The sequence below is a fragment of the Streptomyces sp. NPDC050485 genome, assembly GCF_044458185.1.
Taxonomy (GTDB): domain Bacteria; phylum Actinomycetota; class Actinomycetes; order Streptomycetales; family Streptomycetaceae; genus Streptomyces.
This window is the reverse complement of sequence record NZ_JBITHR010000008.1, coordinates 245,332-260,156: the sequence shown is the minus strand read 5'-3', so window position 1 is coordinate 260,156 and position 14,825 is coordinate 245,332. Positions and strand designations below refer to the sequence as shown.

18 protein-coding genes and 5 pseudogenes are annotated in these 14,825 nt (G+C 68.8%); 13 read left to right on the top strand and 10 right to left on the bottom strand.

What is annotated here, in order from left to right; all coding sequences use genetic code 11:
- Positions 1–60: 60 nt before the first annotated feature.
- Positions 61–768: a cytochrome c biogenesis CcdA family protein gene (locus ACIBK6_RS19035; protein WP_399052415.1), complete on the bottom strand. Its 708-nt coding sequence runs from the start codon at positions 766–768 to the stop codon at positions 61–63.
- A 196-nt stretch (positions 769–964) separates the two neighbouring features.
- On the opposite strand from ACIBK6_RS19035, the gene ACIBK6_RS19030 reads away from it, so the two are divergent.
- Positions 965–1,735 (top strand): cytochrome c biogenesis CcdA family protein, encoded by a 771-nt coding sequence (locus ACIBK6_RS19030; RefSeq protein WP_399052414.1) that lies wholly within the window; start codon positions 965–967, stop codon positions 1,733–1,735.
- A 10-nt stretch (positions 1,736–1,745) separates the two neighbouring features.
- On the opposite strand, the gene ACIBK6_RS19025 is transcribed toward ACIBK6_RS19030, so the two are convergent.
- Together ACIBK6_RS19025 and ACIBK6_RS19020 are read right to left on the bottom strand one after the other, a co-directional pair.
- Positions 1,746–2,027, bottom strand: coding sequence for an SHOCT domain-containing protein (locus ACIBK6_RS19025; RefSeq protein WP_399052413.1), 282 nt, complete (start codon positions 2,025–2,027; stop codon positions 1,746–1,748).
- A gap of 5 nt (positions 2,028–2,032) precedes the next feature.
- Positions 2,033–2,847: pseudogene (locus tag ACIBK6_RS19020) on the bottom strand (tRNA-dependent cyclodipeptide synthase).
- 82 nt (positions 2,848–2,929) lie between these two features.
- Here ACIBK6_RS19020 and ACIBK6_RS19015 point away from each other — a divergent pair.
- The 3 genes from ACIBK6_RS19015 (at position 2,930) to ACIBK6_RS19005 (ending at position 4,217) form a co-directional block, all read left to right on the top strand.
- A complete protein-coding gene (locus ACIBK6_RS19015) occupies positions 2,930–3,406 on the top strand; it encodes a heavy metal-responsive transcriptional regulator (RefSeq protein WP_399052412.1) in 477 nt (158 codons plus the stop codon).
- A 274-nt stretch (positions 3,407–3,680) separates the two neighbouring features.
- Positions 3,681–3,821, top strand: a complete 141-nt coding sequence (locus ACIBK6_RS19010; RefSeq protein WP_399052411.1) for a hypothetical protein — start codon at positions 3,681–3,683, stop codon at positions 3,819–3,821.
- Between the two features lie 15 nt (positions 3,822–3,836).
- Positions 3,837–4,217 carry a hypothetical protein gene (locus ACIBK6_RS19005; protein ID WP_399052410.1) on the top strand — a complete coding sequence of 127 codons (381 nt, stop codon included), beginning with the start codon at positions 3,837–3,839 and terminating at the stop codon, positions 4,215–4,217.
- Between the two features lie 119 nt (positions 4,218–4,336).
- Here ACIBK6_RS19005 and ACIBK6_RS19000 read toward each other — a convergent pair whose 3' ends face one another.
- From ACIBK6_RS19000 to ACIBK6_RS18990, 3 genes are read right to left on the bottom strand one after another with little or no spacing between them, the layout of a single operon-like run.
- Complete coding sequence (locus ACIBK6_RS19000) at positions 4,337–5,401, bottom strand: ArsO family NAD(P)H-dependent flavin-containing monooxygenase (protein ID WP_399052409.1); 1,065 nt, start codon at positions 5,399–5,401, stop codon at positions 4,337–4,339.
- Positions 5,398–6,495, bottom strand: coding sequence for an ACR3 family arsenite efflux transporter (gene arsB / locus ACIBK6_RS18995; RefSeq protein ID WP_399052408.1), 1,098 nt, complete (start codon positions 6,493–6,495; stop codon positions 5,398–5,400). The genes ACIBK6_RS19000 and arsB overlap by 4 nt, the downstream gene beginning before the upstream one ends.
- Positions 6,495–6,806, bottom strand: coding sequence for an ArsR/SmtB family transcription factor (locus ACIBK6_RS18990; RefSeq protein WP_399052407.1), 312 nt, complete (start codon positions 6,804–6,806; stop codon positions 6,495–6,497). The genes arsB and ACIBK6_RS18990 overlap by 1 nt, the downstream gene beginning before the upstream one ends.
- Before the next feature lie 101 nt (positions 6,807–6,907).
- Here ACIBK6_RS18990 and ACIBK6_RS18985 point away from each other — a divergent pair, with 101 nt between their 5' ends.
- The 4 genes and pseudogenes from ACIBK6_RS18985 to ACIBK6_RS18970 all read left to right on the top strand — a co-directional run bounded on the left by ACIBK6_RS18985 (position 6,908) and on the right by ACIBK6_RS18970 (position 8,179).
- Positions 6,908–7,321 carry an arsenate reductase ArsC gene (locus ACIBK6_RS18985; protein WP_399052406.1) on the top strand — a complete coding sequence of 138 codons (414 nt, stop codon included), beginning with the start codon at positions 6,908–6,910 and terminating at the stop codon, positions 7,319–7,321.
- A gap of 5 nt (positions 7,322–7,326) precedes the next feature.
- A pseudogene (locus ACIBK6_RS18980) lies at positions 7,327–7,419 on the top strand (FAD-dependent oxidoreductase); the annotation flags it as partial.
- Between the two features lie 2 nt (positions 7,420–7,421).
- A pseudogene (locus tag ACIBK6_RS18975) lies at positions 7,422–7,595 on the top strand (DUF2000 family protein); the annotation flags it as partial.
- A gap of 374 nt (positions 7,596–7,969) precedes the next feature.
- Positions 7,970–8,179: a hypothetical protein gene (locus ACIBK6_RS18970; RefSeq protein WP_399052405.1), complete on the top strand. Its 210-nt coding sequence runs from the start codon at positions 7,970–7,972 to the stop codon at positions 8,177–8,179.
- Between the two features lie 380 nt (positions 8,180–8,559).
- Here ACIBK6_RS18970 and ACIBK6_RS18965 read toward each other — a convergent pair whose 3' ends face one another.
- From ACIBK6_RS18965 to ACIBK6_RS18955, 3 genes and pseudogenes are all read right to left on the bottom strand, one after another.
- Complete coding sequence (locus tag ACIBK6_RS18965) at positions 8,560–9,087, bottom strand: GNAT family N-acetyltransferase (RefSeq protein ID WP_399052404.1); 528 nt, start codon at positions 9,085–9,087, stop codon at positions 8,560–8,562.
- A 187-nt stretch (positions 9,088–9,274) separates the two neighbouring features.
- On the bottom strand, positions 9,275–9,475 hold the full coding sequence (locus tag ACIBK6_RS18960; RefSeq protein ID WP_399052403.1) for a hypothetical protein: 201 nt from the start codon (positions 9,473–9,475) through the stop codon (positions 9,275–9,277).
- A gap of 296 nt (positions 9,476–9,771) precedes the next feature.
- A pseudogene (locus ACIBK6_RS18955) lies at positions 9,772–9,945 on the bottom strand (transporter); the annotation flags it as partial.
- Positions 9,946–10,109: 164 nt separating this feature from the next.
- Here ACIBK6_RS18955 and ACIBK6_RS18950 point away from each other — a divergent pair.
- The 4 genes and pseudogenes from ACIBK6_RS18950 to ACIBK6_RS18935 all read left to right on the top strand — a co-directional run.
- Positions 10,110–10,525, top strand: a pseudogene (locus ACIBK6_RS18950) (hypothetical protein); the annotation flags it as partial.
- A 232-nt stretch (positions 10,526–10,757) separates the two neighbouring features.
- A complete protein-coding gene (locus ACIBK6_RS18945) occupies positions 10,758–11,777 on the top strand; it encodes an endonuclease domain-containing protein (RefSeq protein ID WP_399052402.1) in 1,020 nt (339 codons plus the stop codon).
- A 65-nt stretch (positions 11,778–11,842) separates the two neighbouring features.
- The gene (locus ACIBK6_RS18940) at positions 11,843–12,097 is read left to right on the top strand and encodes a hypothetical protein (RefSeq protein WP_399052401.1); all 255 of its coding nucleotides are present in this window, start codon (positions 11,843–11,845) and stop codon (positions 12,095–12,097) included.
- A gap of 594 nt (positions 12,098–12,691) precedes the next feature.
- A complete protein-coding gene (locus ACIBK6_RS18935) occupies positions 12,692–13,129 on the top strand; it encodes a VOC family protein (protein ID WP_399052400.1) in 438 nt (145 codons plus the stop codon).
- A gap of 103 nt (positions 13,130–13,232) precedes the next feature.
- Here the strand turns inward: ACIBK6_RS18935 and ACIBK6_RS18930 are convergent, their stop codons facing one another.
- On the bottom strand, positions 13,233–13,637 hold the full coding sequence (locus tag ACIBK6_RS18930; RefSeq protein ID WP_399052399.1) for a MerR family transcriptional regulator: 405 nt from the start codon (positions 13,635–13,637) through the stop codon (positions 13,233–13,235).
- Between the two features lie 77 nt (positions 13,638–13,714).
- Between ACIBK6_RS18930 and ACIBK6_RS18925 the strand changes: the two genes are divergently transcribed.
- Complete coding sequence (locus ACIBK6_RS18925) at positions 13,715–14,677, top strand: LLM class flavin-dependent oxidoreductase (protein WP_399052398.1); 963 nt, start codon at positions 13,715–13,717, stop codon at positions 14,675–14,677.
- Positions 14,678–14,825: the final 148 nt, after the last annotated feature.

Below are 14,825 nucleotides of genomic sequence, written 5' to 3'. Positions count from 1 at the left end.
GACAGTACAGAACTTCCTGAATTCATGATGCCGTGAACTACCAGGGGGTGGTCGGCGCGGTCAGCTCTGCCGGTCGTCGGGGGCGGCCGTGGCTCGCTGCCCGTGTCGCAGGCGCCGGATCTCCGTACGGATCTGTTCCGCCTCCGCGTCCAGCGCCGGGGAGGCGCCGGCGGGTGGGCAGCAGCCCCTACCCCGGTCGGTGGGTCCGCCTCGGCGCATCGGGCGGATGCAGCAGACGTAGGTGAGTGCAGCCGCCGGCGCGGTGAGCAGCAGCGGGAGAACGTAGGCGGTCAGGCCGATGGTCAGCGCCGCCGGGAAGGAGCCGGTCGCCCCGGACAGCACCGCGACCCCGGCAAGCACCGGCGCACAGCAGGCGCTGGCGATCCCGGAGAACGCGCCGAGTCCGTACGCGGCTGGCAGGCCCGAGCCCTGTGGTGAACACCCGGACGGCATGGGCAGATTGGGCTTCCAGCCGTACAGGACGGCAAGCCCGCCGAGCAGCATGAGCGCGCCGCCCGCGAGGTAGACGGCCAGGTGGTAGCGCAGCAGCGCGGCGGAGGCGGCGGCCGCGCCGAGCCCGATCGGCACGATCACCGTGGCCACCCCGGCGCCGAAGGCAAGGGTGGCCGCCACGACACGGCCCCGGGAGCGGAACCCGGTGGCGAAGTAGGCGGGCAGCATCACCGAGATGCAGCACGGCGCGAGCAGCGCCACCACCCCGCCGAGAAACGACGCCAACAAGGTTGTCCCGAAGAGCAGTTCGCTCATGCGCAGGCCCTTTCCGGTGGATCACTGGCGCCGCACCCGGCCAACGGACACGACTCGGCCCGGCTGCCGCGCAACACTCCGCGATCACCTATGCAACTTAGGACCTAAGTTACATAGGAGTTAAAGTGCCTGTCGACCCACCCCCGGAAACGGCCCGCCACGGGCCGTGCACCCACGCCGTCGAAAGGCGCCGCCCTTGTCCGCCGACATCAGCCAAGTGATCGGTTCGGGATCCCTGCTCCTTGCCACCCCGATCGCCCTGGCCGCCGGGGCGATCACCATCGCCTCGCCCTGCTGCCTTCCCCTGGTCCCCGGCTACCTCTCGTACGCCACCGGCATGACCGCCGCCGACGCCCACGCCGCCCACAGCGGCGGACCCACCAGGCGCAGGGCGCTGCTCGGGACGGCCTTGTTCGTGTGCGGTTTCGCCGCGCTGTTCGCCGCGTACGGGGCCTTGTTCGGTTCGCTCAGCAACCTGCTCCTCGCCCGGCAGGAAACACTGACGCGCGCGCTTGGGGTGCTGACCGTCGTGCTGGGCCTGATGTTCATGGGGGTGCTGGACCGGATCCCGGGGCTGTCGCGCACCCTGCGGCCGCGCTTCACCCCGCGCGCCGGGCTGGCGAGTGCCCCGCTGCTGGGGGTGATGTTCGGACTGGGCTGGACCCCCTGCATCGGACCCACCCTGGCCACGGTTCTGTCCCTGTCGATGACCACCGGCTCGGCGGGGCGGGGCGCGTTTCTCTCCTTCGTCTACGCGATGGGCATCGGCATACCGTTCCTGCTCTTCACTCTCGCCCTCGGCAAGTCGCTGCGCGTCTTCGACTTCGCCCGCCGCCACACCCGCGCCGTGATGGCAGTGGGCGGCGGACTGCTGGTCCTCGTCGGCGTGCTGCAGGTCAGCGGCGCCTGGACCTGGCTGATCGGCGAACTGCGCTACTGGATCGGAAGCTATCAACTCCCTTTGTGACGACGGGTGTTCATGGCTTGGCTGGCGGATCGCCGGTCCGCAGTACGTTCAGCCGCCGGTGATACTCGTCCTCGTCGATCTCGCCCCGGGCGTACCGTTCGGCGAGGATCTGCTCCGCCGGGAGCCGTGGCGGTCCGCCGGAAGGCCCCGGCTTGTGGGGATGGTCCGAGCCCCGGCTCAGCGCACGGAAGAGCAGGACCGCGGCGCCGACGAGCAGCGCCCAGAACACCGGCATGCTCAGCGACATGGCGAACCAGCCCCAGCCGCTCATCCCGTGGCCGTACCAGATCATGACGGTCACTTCCTCCGGCCCGCGAGCCCCGGCCCGCCGTGACCGCGTATTGCTTCGGCTCCTCTCTCCACCGTCGCCCCGCCCCGGGACGGGTGCAAGAGACCAGAGACACCCCCTTCCCCTTCCTGCACGACCACGGATTGCTCGACCGCTTCGACCACGGCGAAGCCCTGGCCCGGCGCCGGAACCAGGCTCAGCTCACGCCCGTACAACCGGCGCAGCAAGGACGGCGGACGGTGGTAGCAGAACACCGACGACGTGGCCCCGATGATGGCCGGACTGTCGACGAACAGCGGCAGCTCGGCCAGCAAGTACCGCACAGCACACTCCACCTGGTGCTCATCCGGCACCCGGCCCGGCGCCAGCCTGCCCTCAAGGACCCAGCCGCTCGCTTCCCGGCAGGCGTCGCGGAACCCCGCGTCCTCGCCGTACAGCTCGACACCCCGCTGGTGCAGCCGGCCGAAGGCGGCGTCGCCCTCCAGTCCCCCCACCCGATCACCCGGCTCCGCCCCTCCGGCACACCCCGCGTGTCCAGCGCGGTGCGGATCTTGTTGCGGACGTACTGCCCCTGTCGTCGCGCTTTCCACGCCGCCCGCTCCGGCGCATAGCCCAGTGCCTGAAGGGTGTACGCACTCGGCGCGTCCGGCACGAAGAAGTCGACCTGTTCGAAGTGGCTGTGTGCCCACGCCGCCAGCTCCCCGATGCGTTCCACCGAGAAATGGCTGTTGAACGGGCTGACCCCGACCACCGCATGCTCAGCGCGCTTCAGCGCCTGCGCACAGGACCGGCTCAGCGGCGTCGCCGCGATCCGCGTACTCATGATCAGACGCTAAAACCCTGCCCCCCCGGGGCAAGGTCAAACCCACCACACCCCACCCAGCTGTCCCGTAAGGAATCGCGCCATGCTCACCATCGGCCGCATCGCCGCCCTGACCGGGCTCACCCCCAAGGCCGTACGCCTCTACGAGTCCGGCGGCCTCATCGACCGCCCCCAACGCACCCGGGCTGGCTACCGCATCTACACCGAACAGGCCCTGCCCGTACTGCACTTCATCCGCCAGGCCCAGGCCCTCGGCCTCACTCTGAAGGAGATCAAGCAGATCCTCGACCTCCAGCGCACCGGCACCCAGCCATGCGGCCTGGTCACCACACTCCTGGACGACCACCTGGCGGAACTCGACCGGCGCATCGCCGATCTGGAGTCCCTTCGGCACGCCTTGCGCGCGGCCCGCGACCGGGCGGGTGAGAGCCACGGAGACCTCGACCCCGAGGGCGCGGCTGCCCCGATCTGCCCGATCATCCAAGGACTGCCCAATTCCCTGCCGGATGGCACGAGTCGACCCCGCAGCGGTGCGTCACACCCTGCCCGGCGCCGCTGACAGGATCCGACCGGTTCCGGGGACGGAGTCGGCCCGGGAACCCTGGAGATTATGGTCGGCGAAGGGGGCCTTACTGACGCCCTACGCAACGGCAGAGAGGAAGGCGACCGTGGATGGCAGGCGGAAACGCGGGCCCGGAATGTGCCTCGTCTGACGGGCCCGTTCGCAGGCGGGGCGCCAGGTGCGGAGCTGTTCGGTCGAAGCTCTGGAGGGGCATCATCGGAGAACACAGCCGCCTTTCAGACAGCTGGAGATCGAAAGGACGGTGAGCCCCGTGATGCGTGCACTGCCGGTGGACCGCCAGGCCATCCACGCCGAGCTGGAACGGGTCCGCGCCGATTTCCATCAGCTCCTTGATGCCGCCGGACCGACGGACCTGCGCATGCCCACGCAGGGCACTCACTGGACCAACTAGCAGCTGCCATTCCACATGCTCTTCGGCTACATCCTCATCCGGCCGTTGCTAGTCGTGATGCGGGGCTTCGGTCGGCTTCCCCAGGGCGCCGATCGAGTCTTCGCCCGGCTGCTGGACAGCGCGGCAGGACCGTTCGACGCCGTCAACTACCTGGGGCCGGTCGCCGGCGTCCGGGTCTACGGCCGACGCCGGATGGGGGCGAAGTTCGACCGTGTCATCGCCGGTCTGCACCACCGTCTGGATGCCACGCCAGAGGCGGCATTCGGGCGGGGCATGCACTACCCCGCCCGCTGGGACCCCTTCTTCCGCGACTTCATGACCGTGGCGGACCTCTACCGTTACCCGGCCCAGCACTTGGACCTCCACCGCGGACAGCTCACCCTGCCCGACCGCTGACCTGCGCCCTCTCGCCCCAGGCCGCGTTCTGGTACCTCACCGCCTGGATGATGCTCGCACTGGCCGGGCTGCTCGTCGCCGCACGGCGTCCTCGCCCGGCGGAATGAAGCACTTGCCAACTACCGTACGACGCCCAGCAGTTGGGCGATCTCGCGCGAAGCGTCCCGGGCCGGCCGTCCGACGCCGATGAGGGTGGCGGAGGCGGGGCCGGTCCAGTCTCCGTAGCCGAGGAGGTGCAGGCGGGGTTCCTCGGCCGCTCGTGTGCCGTGGGTGGGGATGTGGCCGCGTGGCCCGCGCAGTCCTAGCGGAGCGAGGTGCGAGAGGGCGGGGCGAAAGCCAGTGCACCAGATGATGGCGTCGGCCTCGGCACGCGTGCCGTCGGCCCACTCGACCCCGTCCGGGGTGAGGCGGGCGAACATGGGCGAGGCTTTCAGCAGCCCGGCATCCCGCGCCGCGCGGACCGGGGGTACGGCGACGATGTCGCCGAGCGAGGCGACACCACCGGTGTCACCGGTACCCGCGTCGAGGGCGCGGCGGCGGGCCGTGGCCGCATCGAACAGGGCCCGTCCGTCGATGTCGTCGGCCAGGAAGCGCGGTTCGCGCTGGGTGACCCAGGTCAGGTCGGTGTGGTGGGCGAGGTCGGCGGCGATCTGCGCGCCGGAGTTACCGCCACCCACCACGACGACCTGTTGTCCCGCGAAGTCGTACGGGCTGCGGTACTCCACGGTGTGCAACTGCCGGCCACGGAAGACCTCCCGGCCTGGCACTGCGGGCAGGAAGGGCCGCCACCAAGTACCGGTCGCGCTGATCGCCGCGCGGGCCCGCCACGCACCCGAGTCGGTTGCCACTCGCAGGAGTTGGCCGTCGCGGTGCACGCCCTGCACGCGGACAGGCCGCCGCACGTCGAGCTCGTACCGCTGCTCGTAGTCGGAGAGGTACGCGACGACGTGCCCGGCGTCCGGGTAGGTCTCCCCCGGCTGTGGTGGCATCAGGCGGCCCGGCAGCGAGGAATAGGCGGCCGGGGAGAACAGGTGGAGCGAGTCCCAGGTGTGCTGCCAGGCCCCGCCCGGCGCTGCCTGGGCGTCGAGGATGACGCACTCGATGCCCAGGTGGCGCAGGTGGTAGCCGGCGGCAAGCCCAGCTTGGCCGCCGCCGACCACCACCACATCGGCGTACGAGGTCATGAACTCAGCTGCGGAGCCGCGAACTTCTTGCGCCAGGCCAGCGACACGTACACCAGCGCCACGAGCACCGGCACCTCGATGAGCGGACCGACCACACCAGAGAGCGCCTGTCCGCTGGTGACGCCGAAGGTGGCGATGGCGACCGCGATGGCCAGCTCGAAGTTGTTGCCCGCCGCGGTGAAGGCGAGGGTGGCGGTGCGGTCGTAGGGCAGACCGATGACCTTGCCGAGCGCGAACGTGCCGAACCACATGATCGCGAAGTACACGAGCAGCGGCAGCGCGATCCGCACCACGTCCAGCGGCTGCGAGGTGATCGTCTTGCCCTGGAGAGCGAAGAGGATGACGATCGTGAACAGCAGCCCGTACAGCGCCCAAGGGCCGATCTTCGGAAGGAAGCCCGTCTCGTACGTCTCGCGGCCGAGCTTCTTCTCGCCGATGCGGCGGGTCAGGAACCCGGCCAGGAGCGGGATGCCGAGGAAGATGACGACGTTGAGGGCGATCTTCCACATGGAGATGTCGAGGTGCTGTCCGTTGCCGAGGCCGAGCCAGTTCGGCAGCAGGTCGAGGTAGAACCAGCCGAGCAGACCGAACGCGAGTACCTGGAAGACCGAGTTGAGGGCGACGAGCACCGCCGCCGCTTCGCGGTCCCCGCAGGCGAGGTCGTTCCAGATGATGACCATGGCGATGCAGCGGGCCAGGCCGACGATGATCAACCCGGTGCGGTACTCGGGGAGATCGGACAGGAAGATCCACGCGAGCGCGAACATGACCGCGGGCCCGATCAGCCAGTTGATGACGAGCGAGGACACCATCAGCTTGCGGTCGCCGGTGACGGCGTCGAGCTTGTCGTAGCGGACCTTGGCCAGGACCGGGTACATCATGATCAGCAGGCCGACGGCGATCGGCAGCGAGATGCCGCCGATCTCCACCTTCGCGAGGGCGTCGTTCAGGCCAGGGATGAGGCGCCCGAGGCCCAAGCCGAGGCCTATCGCGAGGAGGATCCACACGGCGAGGAAGCGGTCCAGGGTCGACAGCTTCGCGACGATCGAGGCATCCGCACTCAGGGGTGCGGTGCCGGGTTCGGTCGCGGTCATCAGCAGGCTCGCTTTCGGTTCGTCTCGACGGTAGTTCGTGCGGTGACGGCCAGGTCACCGAAGGACTCGGCGAGGGCCTCGATGACCTCGGGCTTCAGCTTGTAGTAGGTGAAGCGTCCGCATGGCTCCGTCTCCACGACCCCGGCTTCGCGCAGCACTCTGAGGTGGTTGGAGAGGTTCGTCTGCCTCGCTCCCGTCTCCTCCACGAGGTGGCTGGTGCACAGGGTCTCGTGGGCGAGCAGGGTCACGATCTGGAGCCTGAGCGGGTCGGCGATAACCCGGATCAGGTCAGCGTTGGCTGACGTCATCATGGACTGATACTCTCACATCAGTGGCTGATGATGCCACCGGGTACTGATATCAATCGGCCTGATCCCGCCGTTTGGCGCCCACGAGACAAGAGAGACCTCTGATGTCCGACAAGCCCTCTGTGCTGTTCGTCTGTGTCCACAACGCCGGCCGTTCCCAGATGGCCGCCGCGTGGCTGACCCACCTGGCCGGGGACCGCGTCGAGGTCCGCTCGGCGGGCTCCAACCCGGGCGCTTCGGTGAACCCGGCCGCCGTCGAAGCCATGGCCGAGGTCGGCATCGACATCTCCGCCGAGACCCCCAAGATCCTCACGGTCGACGCCGTGAAGGAGTCGGACGTCTGCATCACCATGGGCTGCGGCGACACCTGCCCGGTCTTCCCCGGCAAGCGATACCTGGACTGGAAGCTGGAAGACCCCGCGGGCCAGGGCGTCGAAGCCGTCCGCCCGATCCGCGACGAGATCAAGGTGCTCGTCGAGGGCCTGATCGCCGAGATCGCCCCGGAGCCCGCGGCATGACCGGGATATCCGGTGTGCGCGACGTCGTCATCATCGGCTCGGGCCCGGCCGGTTACACCGCAGCCCTCTATTCGGCCCGCGCCAACCTCAAGCCCCTGACCGGGCGCTCCCACGCGCCGTCGTCACCTCCGACCTGTTCACGACGGGCAACGACCGCGACAACCGCGCGGCCGTACGCGCCGTGCCCGCAGGGGAGTTGGACCTGGTGGGGCTCGCGGTGTACGGGCCGCGCAACGCGGTGGACAAGGTACTGAAGGGCGCGCGGATGCATCCGTGCATGACTCTGCACCTGAATCTGCACAGCGCATGCGCAACTGCGCCATGGGTGCGTTCTGTTGGTGCGGAGTTGTCCTGTCCGGAGCCGCCATGGCAATAGCTGTCCGCCTTCTGTGCCGCCCTACATGTAGAGAAGCTGCCCTCAATTCGTGTGCATGCACGTACAGATGGGTGGCCGACCGTTTCAACTGCCCTGGCGGGCGAACCGGCCGACTGGATGCCGGGCACGCTCCGTGATTTGATCCTCCGCGCCGCCGGGATCGCGCCAGGCGTCCGGAAACAGATGGCACGCGCCTTCGGTCGCGCCCCCCACCGTCTGTCCCCAGCCTGGCCGGTCCCCCTTGGAACATCCATACGAAGGGCAGTTTCATCATGAACTCCGCTCCCCAGGTTCAGACCCTTGAGATCTCCGACGCCGAGCTCGACACCGTCTCCGGCGGCCTGAGCCCGCAGGCCGGCATCGCCGCCGGTCCCACGGCGATCAGCAGTTCGGACCTGGTGGCTCAGTTTGGCGCAGTCAAGGACGAGGTCCTGGACACTGTCGGCCAGTACCACCAGGTCAGCGTCAACGCCTCCTTCTGATCGCCGGATCGCCTGACCGGCAGCCGGACCGCCGATCGACAACCACAGCAACAAACCCCCTACCTGCGGGTCTCCACCGGTAGGGGGCTTGGGCGTCCAGGGTTGCTTCCTCCTGCCCTGGGTCTTTGTCTCTGATCTCGGTGACCTCCTCTCTTCGGAGGAATCGTCAAGACCTGTGGATCAAGTCAGTTGGGCTGGCCCATGGCCCGCAGTTGATGTGACTCTGCCCGACAGCTGGCCATGAGCACCGCCCGGAGTACTGGTCAGCGCGTCGCAACGATTTGTAGTTGGCCTCTGACGCCGCTAGCTGCGCGGTCTTGGGGGGCCTCCAACGCGCCATGATTTGTCCTCAGCGGGCTCGCCGCCCTGGCCGAGGTTGCTCAGCCCTGGCGACCGACCCGCAGGGTCTTCTCAAGGAGCGTGAACGACTTGGGTGCACCGCCCGGCTGTGGCTTGCCCGCCTTGTGGCCGACGAGCCGGTAGCCGTCGTCCAAGTAGTAGGCGTTCAGGCGCGCGTTGCCGGCCAGGCAGTCCAGACGTATGAACGCCCGCCCCGCCACGGCCACGCGGTGCTCCGCAGCTCGCAGCAGCAGTCGCCCCGTCCCCGGCCGGGCGCTGCTGCGGTCCACCATCAGCCGGTGCACATAGCCGGCCACCGGCGGCTGCGGTCCCCAGGCGTCCTCGTCCGCCCACCACAGTTCCCAGGCCCCGGCCGCGCGGCCGTCGGCCTCGGCGAGCCAGACCTCGCCACTCGCCATGATCCGGCGGAAGTGGTCCTCGTCCAGCTCGCCGGGCTGCCACTGGCCGGCGATGCCCTGGGCGAGCATCCAGCGGGCAGCGTCGTCGCGCAGGCGAACGAGAGTGGCGAGGTCGGAGTCGTCGGCGCGGCGGAAGTGCAGATCGTTCACGTCGCGATCCTCGCACGGGCCCGCACGGGCGCTCGACGCTGTGCCTACCGACCGAACGGGGACACCGACCGCCCACGCTCCTCCCTCCAGCCACAGTCGGGTGATCGTTTGCCAGCTGGGGTGGGCGGCGGAGATGTAGCGCATGGCGCAGTGTCGCTGATGCCGAACAGCCGCATGAGGCAGAGGATCAGGTCGCTGATCCCGGGTCGGAGATGCGGGCTTCGAGGTCGGCGACACGCCGGTCTTGAAAGCGAAGGTTGGAGCGAGCGGCCTTGAGCCGTTCATCGAGGGCTCGGTTGTCGGTGGTCAGCTGCCGGACCCGCTGCTTGAGCATGGTGTTCTCGGTGGTGATCCGCTGGATGGCCTCCTCAATCCACTCGGCCTGCAAGTCCCTGATCTGGCCGAGGAGTTCACCGATGCGGGTCCGCTGGGCGAGGATCTCGGCGCGGGCGCCTTGAGGGCGTCCTCGGCATTGAGCGCGCGCTCGCGCCAGGTCGCCTCGCGCTCGTCGTCCTGGTCGGCGAGCGTCCGGGACCGGAGGTCTCCGGCCTCGGCCATAAAGGAGGCGACGGCGGCTCTAGCTTCGGGATTGTCAGGCGTCCCGGTCCCGGTCGGTAAACGAGCCCGTGACGCCCATGTCACAGGCCCAGACGGACATCACGGGTGGCACTACGCGCGGTCGGCAAACTTGACGATCAACGGCGACCCATTCTCGTCCAGCCCGAGCGAGTCGATCCGGCCCCCGTGAACCGGTCCTGTGCCGTACTCACTCACCAGGAACCGCACCCCGAGCGGCGTCTCCATGTGCACTTCGACGAGGCCCTGCACATCTGCCTCGGCCTCAGCAAGACGCGGCATGACCTCCCTCAGGCCACCTCCAGTGTTGAACAGCTGTCGGCGTACAAGTGAAAGTGCACCGTTGCTGATGCGGTGAGGTTGGTGTCGCGCGAGACCAGGAAAGCGCAGCCGAGTAGTTCATGTGGTCGACAATGAGCGCATGGACGTCCCCGAACTGCTCGAATCAGCTCGCCGAGGCGGCTGAACAGCTCCGGCTTGAGCGGAGCTCGGCCTGGTGCCATTGGCGGTGCTCCGAGATCCGCAACGGCGTGATCCGGGCAGATCTGACACTCCGCCCTGCCGCCGAGGCGCGACGCAAGACGCCAATCTCCGGCGCCGGTGTTCTGCGACCCATGTGGGACATCGGACACCTCTCGCCCACCGGTGGACGTGCGGTCAGCATTGCCTCGCTCTGGGTTGAGAGCATGCCGATTCTGGAGCCCGGTGGGCGAGCCGCGGTTCGCCTCGTTCCCCTCACTCCCTCCCACTGGACGCACCTCCAGCCGGCTGGCAGATCACCATGCATGAGGACCGAACCGTGGCCGGCACCGCAGTCATCCTGGAGGTTCATCGCCCTGTCACCGCCATGCCCGCGGGATGAAGAGACTGGCTCACAGCCGTCCTGCTGGTGCACGTCTCTCCGTACTCGTGCGGAAGCCCCTTGACGTAAGCAGCCGTTGGGGATTCTGGGGGCCGTACGCCGGGTCCGAGGTCGAGCTCGGCTTCCGGGGCACCGGTCCTCTGCCGGTGCCCGGCCCGCGGCTCGGCGCGACGGCAGTCCGTGACAACATTGGTGGGGCCGGGGTCGCGTGGCAGGCCGTTAGCCTGTCGGTATGTCAGAGCGTGTCATCCCCGGTCGCGCGGACGGCCTGATCATCCTGGGTGCCGCGGACGCTCTGTGGGTCGAGTTGACGGCCGACAGTGCGGTGCCGACGGCTTCTGGGGCCTTCACCTGCTCTCCTGCCCATGCCCGGGCGGGATACGTCCTGCTCGGCGGCCATGCGGTGGCGACGGTGCGGGCGAGCGGCGATCAGTGGAGTGTTCCGGAGGCTGAGGTGCGCCGGGCGGCCGCGGAACTGAACGCGGTGAGGATGGACCGGCAGGACGTGGTCCGCATCGGCCCGTTCCGTGGGGCGCCGAAGCAGGAGTACAACGAGGAAACGCCGCTGCGTTGGCGCCAGCGCATCACGCGGGAACTGCAGAAGCCGGGCGGCCCCGAGCGCACAGCACGACGTGAAGACGGCCGGCCGTACCACCTGGCGGGGATCGACTGGCGACAGATACTCGTGGAGCGGACCCGCGAGGGGGCGCAGCGGACGTGGTGGCTGCCGCGCGCTGTGGTCAGGCTGCTGGATTTGGCCGAGCACACCGAAACGCAGTGGGTGCACGCCGCGCGGACCCGCCAGACGGGCGCCGCCGTCACCGAGCCGCCCTCCCACCCCCGGCAGTCCCCAGAAGCCGGCGGGCGGCAGACGACGAGCCCCGAGGGCCCCACCGCCGCACTGCGCCCGTACCACAAAGAGCTGGAAGGCCAGCTGTACTCGGTGCTCAGCAGGAAGCCCGGTACCTCCCGCAGGCTGGCCGGGTGGGCGTGCGCCGTCTGCCGCACCGCGCCCGCTACCGTCCTCGACCACTGCCACGAACACGGCTACGTCCGCGCCCCCGTCTGCCAGTCCTGCAACACACTGGAACGCCCCGACCACCTGTACAGCAACGACATCCGCGTACCGCTACACACGCCTCTTCCACACCGACACCAACAACTGGCTCCGCCACTGGCACCGCTGCCCCGGCTGCCGCGCCCGCACCACCCTGCCCCTGCCCCCACCTCGCCGCATGGACCGCCCACGTAGCCTGCCGACCGCTGCGCCCGACCCACCGCGCCCCGCGCGGGCGCAAGCCCTGCGGTGTCCTGCGTGTGTCCTGGACGGGCAGTCAACAGGCGCCCCGTTCCTGCCTGCTCACGGTCGCCGTCGACTTCTGCCCCTCCGGCGAGCACCGCATCCTGGCACAAGTCCCCTACCGCGATGCCGCCGAGCAGCTTCGTGTCTGGTTGGCCGAGACGGCCCCCGCCGTGGCCGCCGCAGCTGGCCCCGACCGCCTGGACGGCCTCCCCGACCAGCCCCGGCCCGTCATCGCAGACACCAACGGCGAGGGCCTGGCACTGTTCTGAGCGCGCACTGGCAGACCTGCCACCCCAACGTCACCTCGCGGCTGCTGGACCCGACATGGTCACCCCGCACGCCCAGCAAAATGAGCAGCAGAGTTGCCCCGGATCCTGCTGCGCAATGGCAGGACATGGCCGGTGACGCAACAGGAGACGCCCCTTGACGCCCAGGCGCCCGGTCGTGCGAGCCGGATGCCTGTACCCACTCTGATCGGCTAAGGAATGGCGCAGCAGAGTCGTCCGGGCGGCCGTCAAATTCCGGCGACCCGACGCCGGGCCATCAGCGGGTCGCGTCGGCGCTCACCGGCAAAGGCTGTTCCGCCTCGTCCGCAGTCCGTACCCATCCGCCAGCACGACCCTGCATCCGGTATAATCTCAACCAGGCAGGAGCCGAACCCGTATCCTGAGCCGCCCGGGACTACCGGTAACACCCTTGAGCTCCCGCCAAGTATCCTTCAGCGAGCCTGAATCTCCACTTTCGCCGTTTTCACAGACTTCCGATGAGGTCGCAGGCCGGGCCGTGGAGGGCCAAATCGGCTGCACATGTTGGCGAGTTGGGAGGCTTCAGCGACTCGATGGTAGGGCCCTACGATCGAGCGCATGACAATCCAACGGATGGACCACGTGGGCATCGTCGTCGACGACCTCGCTGCCGCAACGGCGTTCTTCGTCGAACTCGGGCTGGTAGTACAACGTGAGGGGGCCGTCGAGGGCCGCTGGGTGGACCGCGTCGTGGGCCTCGAAGGTGTCAGGGCAGACTTCGCCATCGTGCAGACCCCGGACGGCCACGGACGACTTGAGCTGACGAAGTACCACACGCCGACAGGCTCGGGAGGCAACCGGAACCCGTCGGCGAACACACCGGGCATGCGTCATGTCGCATTCGCCGTCGAAGACATTGACACCGTCGTGGCCGGCCTGCGAGGCCGCGGCGGAGAGCTCGTCGGCGAGCTGGAGCGCTACAAGGACAACTACCGGCTCTGCTACGTCCGCGGCCCGGAAGGGATCATCGTCGAGCTGTCGCAGCGGATTGGCTGACATCCGGCCCGCTGCCGACGAAACTTCAATGGGTGCGGCTCTCCTTCAGGGACTGCCGGTGGGCAGTGGCGGAGCGGCGTTGGTGGTGCTTGCATGTGGGGCGTCACTGGTGATCCTTTGCCGGGAGGGCGATCTGGGCGCGGAAGCCTTCGCAGTGTTCGAGTGCATCGTCGTGAGGGCATGAGAGCAGGTCGCGCAGGTAGCTGCGGGCGGTGTCCAGTTGGGTCATCTGGGTTTCGATGGCGGCGATTCGAGTGGTGACGGTGTCGCGCCAGCCGGAAGTGTCCGCGCGCTCGGCAAGGACCGCGACGATCTCGTTGAGGGACATCTGCCCGGTGGTTCGCCACAGCCGGATCAGCGCGATCCGGTAGATCTGATCGGCGTTGTAGTAGCGATGGCCGAAGCGTCGGTGGGGCGTGATGAGTCCGCGGCGCTCCCAGTAGTGCAGCGTCGAGATGGGCAGATCGAAATGGTCGGCAACTCGCCGGATCGAAGCCAGATCGTCCATCGGACCAGTTGAACTCAATCCGGGTTGAGCGGGCAAGGTCGGCCTCACCGAACGTCGCAGGCCGTTGCACTCCCGTAGTGCTGGACCGTGCGGCGGCCCCCACGGGAAGGATCGATATGCCGGTGAATCTTGGTGTCTGTCTTCCGACCTTCGGCGAGTGTGGCGATGAGGGCATGGGGGAGATCCCCGCGTTGGCCCAGCACATCGAGCAGGTCGGCCTTGACATGGTGTGGGCAGGCGACCACCTGTGCGCGCGCACCCCGTTCCTGGAGAGCGTGGTCGCGCTGAGCGCGGCCGCCGCGGTCACCGAGCGCGTGCGGATCGGCTTCGGGGTCATGCTGCTGGCGCTGCGGCAGCAGGCGTGGGCGGCCAAGCAGTTGTCGTCGTTGCAGTACCTGTCCGGCAACCGCGTGGTCCTGGGGGTCGGCGCGGGCGTACACACGGGGGACTGGCCGGTCGGCGGGGTTCCGTTCGCCGGGCGGGGCCGCCGGACGGAGGTGATGCTGCGGGCGTTGCCTGATCTGTTCGCGGGCCGGCCGACGCCATTGCTGACCGTGCCGGGTGAGCCGGTGATCACGCTCGAACCCGCTGTTCCCGCGCCACCGGTGTGGGTGGGCGGCATGTCTGACCGCGCGTTGCGACGCGCCGTGGACCACGGCGTCGGATGGCTTGCCTCGCTGCTCGAACCCGCACAACTGCGCGAGGGGGCTGCCAAACTGGCGGCGATGGCAGCCCAAGCAGGCACGCGGACCCCCGAGGTCGGCACCACGGTGTTCGCCGCACTGAGCAGCGACCCGGAGGAGAGCTGCCGGGGTCACCGGCGCCTGGTTCGCTTCCTGCGCTCGCTGACCGGAGAGCAGGGCCTGTCCGAGCAGCAGGCAAATCGTCTGGTGGTCAGCGGACCTCCTGAGAAGCTGGCCGAGCGACTTGATCAATACCTTCGAGCGGGTGCCCGCACATTCGTCATCAACCTGTCGGGCAGCGACCTGCGCCGCCAGTACGACCTGCTCGCTCGTGCCCGCGAGCTACTGATCGGCTGAGTCCCTGCAGAAGAGCTAGCTACACCCAACTTCAATCGGGTACGGCTCTTTCTGAGTGAGGGGGCGTCGGCAGTCCTTGAGCGGGTGGCGCTGCGCCTCGCATGGCGTTGGCGGCGATGAGGGCGCAGGCACGGTGGCGTCCGGTGAG

What these genes read in the sequence shown, in the direction of transcription:
- ACIBK6_RS19015 (WP_399052412.1), top strand. Translation starts at nt 2,930, where the DNA reads ATGCTCACCATCGGCCGCATCGCCGCCCTGACCGGGCTCACCCCCAAG.
- ACIBK6_RS19000 (WP_399052409.1), bottom strand. Translation starts at nt 5,401, where the DNA reads ATGACCTCGTACGCCGATGTGGTGGTGGTCGGCGGCGGCCAAGCTGGG.
- ACIBK6_RS18945 (WP_399052402.1), top strand. Translation starts at nt 10,758, where the DNA reads ATGTCAGAGCGTGTCATCCCCGGTCGCGCGGACGGCCTGATCATCCTG.
- ACIBK6_RS18990 (WP_399052407.1), bottom strand. Translation starts at nt 6,806, where the DNA reads ATGATGACGTCAGCCAACGCTGACCTGATCCGGGTTATCGCCGACCCG.
- arsB (WP_399052408.1), bottom strand. Translation starts at nt 6,495, where the DNA reads ATGACCGCGACCGAACCCGGCACCGCACCCCTGAGTGCGGATGCCTCG.
- ACIBK6_RS19005 (WP_399052410.1), top strand. Translation starts at nt 3,837, where the DNA reads ATGCTCTTCGGCTACATCCTCATCCGGCCGTTGCTAGTCGTGATGCGG.
- ACIBK6_RS18970 (WP_399052405.1), top strand. Translation starts at nt 7,970, where the DNA reads ATGAACTCCGCTCCCCAGGTTCAGACCCTTGAGATCTCCGACGCCGAG.
- ACIBK6_RS18985 (WP_399052406.1), top strand. Translation starts at nt 6,908, where the DNA reads ATGTCCGACAAGCCCTCTGTGCTGTTCGTCTGTGTCCACAACGCCGGC.
- ACIBK6_RS18935 (WP_399052400.1), top strand. Translation starts at nt 12,692, where the DNA reads ATGACAATCCAACGGATGGACCACGTGGGCATCGTCGTCGACGACCTC.
- ACIBK6_RS19025 (WP_399052413.1), bottom strand. Translation starts at nt 2,027, where the DNA reads ATGATCTGGTACGGCCACGGGATGAGCGGCTGGGGCTGGTTCGCCATG.
- ACIBK6_RS19035 (WP_399052415.1), bottom strand. Translation starts at nt 768, where the DNA reads ATGAGCGAACTGCTCTTCGGGACAACCTTGTTGGCGTCGTTTCTCGGC.
- ACIBK6_RS18930 (WP_399052399.1), bottom strand. Translation starts at nt 13,637, where the DNA reads ATGGACGATCTGGCTTCGATCCGGCGAGTTGCCGACCATTTCGATCTG.